The organism is Novosphingobium sp. AAP93, assembly GCF_001296055.1.
In the GTDB taxonomy this organism is placed as follows: domain Bacteria; phylum Pseudomonadota; class Alphaproteobacteria; order Sphingomonadales; family Sphingomonadaceae; genus Novosphingobium.
The window spans coordinates 1-1,702 of record NZ_LJHZ01000119.1; the positions used below are offsets into that span (position 1 = coordinate 1).

Below are 1,702 nucleotides of genomic sequence, written 5' to 3' on the forward strand. Positions count from 1 at the left end.
AAAATCCGCGCGCGCCGCTTCGCGCCCACGTGGAGGGCCGACAAGCCGCTGTATCGCTTCGGAAAAATCGGCCATCGCGCCCAGACCCCCGTCGGGGCACCTATACTCGCCAATACGATAGGGAATCTTGTGGCGGACAGGATCGCGGGGGGAGGTAGGCTCAAGATTGATCCGAAAATCAAAAAAGAATTCGATCGCCGGCTAGCGGCAGCTGCAGATGCAATATCCCCGCCGAGCCAAATGAAGGATCAAGATTGAAATCTATCCATTCCATCGCCAGGGCGGATATTATGGGACAAGTTTGAGAAATCCCATAATGCGAATGCAGACGCAGCCAATCAAGCTGTAAAGGAATTTCTCGATTTTATCGGAGGACTGCCAACAGAGACTGTTAATGCTCTTGTAAGAACAACCACGGGATCCCAAGGACGCTCACTGAGCGGCAATGAAAAAAGCATGCTCCAAGCTGCATTTGGCGCAACAGTGAATCTCAAAAATCTGACAATTGTGAATGGGGCTGGGATGAATCCTCTCGCCATGGCAGCTTTTGCAGATGGTAGGCGTGCGATTACACTTGGGGACACTGTCTTTATAAACAAGAATTTTTATACAAATGATCTTACGGGCGATGCACCTGGGACATATTTAATTTCTCATGAAGTTACGCATGTTCTACAATTTCAAGATTACGGTTTTGCGAGGGTCTTGTTATCAATAGCGGCTGAGGAGGCGGTAAGTGGACTCAGTGGTGAACCATATAGATATGATCATCGCCCAAATATTCCATTTAAACGAGAAACATTTGAAGGTCAGGGTGCTATTGTAGGCGATTACATTAGATATCTGAAGTTTCCCGGCGCGCTCCCTTCAAGCGGCGATCGATCTGTCACTTCATCTTTGCTGAATTTCAAGATAAGCGGGTCAGGTATCTATGGAAATTAGGAGAGCCCTACGCTTCTGCCCATTCTTTTTGATTGTAGCGGCCAATGCGTCTTGCAGTGTTCGCGAAGAAATTGTTATCGAAAAAATACAAGGAGAAGGGATTTTATTCAAAGTTAACGAAAATAAAAATGGACGCAATAAAAAATATTTCGAGTCAATTACTGTATCTGAGATTAAAAATGTAAAAAGAGGCCTTCAAAGGAGTGATTATCCTCTGTGGGAGGTGGTTGGCTATACTAAGCCGGGGTGTGAATCTCGCATATTTTTTGGATCAGAGCCTGTGGGTTTTATCACGTCCCATGCAGCTTCTAAATTAAAGCGCGGAGAAATGTATAGCGTTGTCGCGCAAATATCTGGAAATTTTACCGAGAAAAAATTTGTATTTTGAGGGCGGAATTACGGTGAGAGAAATGGTGGACGCACTAGGGCTCGAACCTAGGACCCGCTGATTAAGAGCCATGATCAGAGGGTCCTAGCACATCCGTACGTGTCCAAAAATGGCGGAATTCTGCGATTCAGGGTCCGCATTGTTCTTGAAATGTTCGCGGGTATCCACTACAAAAAGCTACCTAAGGTAGCAGGTACATATGGCGAACAAAGTAGGTTTGACGGATGCTAAGATCGCAGGGCTGAAGGCGCCGGCTGCGGGTCAGATTGAGCTGGCCGATGGTATTGTCTCCGGTCTTAGGCTCCGCATGGGTGCGAGTGGTATCAAGACGTACATTCTGCGCAAGCGGGTTCAGGGCAAATGGTTGAATGT

At 47.0% G+C, this 1,702-nt stretch carries 3 protein-coding genes; all 3 read left to right on the forward strand.

Features of this window, described 5'->3' with window-relative positions:
* Positions 1-258: hypothetical protein (locus IP83_RS20975; RefSeq protein ID WP_231625111.1), on the forward strand; the 258-nt coding region annotated here is incomplete at its 5' end.
* A gap of 198 nt (positions 259-456) precedes the next feature.
* On the forward strand, positions 457-942 hold the full coding sequence (locus IP83_RS19710; RefSeq protein WP_082364813.1) for a DUF4157 domain-containing protein: 486 nt from the start codon (positions 457-459) through the stop codon (positions 940-942).
* Complete coding sequence (locus IP83_RS20380; protein ID WP_156309833.1) at positions 932-1,330, forward strand: hypothetical protein; 399 nt, start codon at positions 932-934, stop codon at positions 1,328-1,330. Before IP83_RS19710 ends, IP83_RS20380 begins: the two co-directional genes overlap by 11 nt.
* Positions 1,331-1,702: the final 372 nt, after the last annotated feature.

What these genes read in the sequence shown, in the direction of transcription:
- IP83_RS19710 (WP_082364813.1), top strand. Translation starts at nt 457, where the DNA reads ATGCTCCAAGCTGCATTTGGCGCAACAGTGAATCTCAAAAATCTGACA.
- IP83_RS20380 (WP_156309833.1), top strand. Translation starts at nt 932, where the DNA reads ATGGAAATTAGGAGAGCCCTACGCTTCTGCCCATTCTTTTTGATTGTA.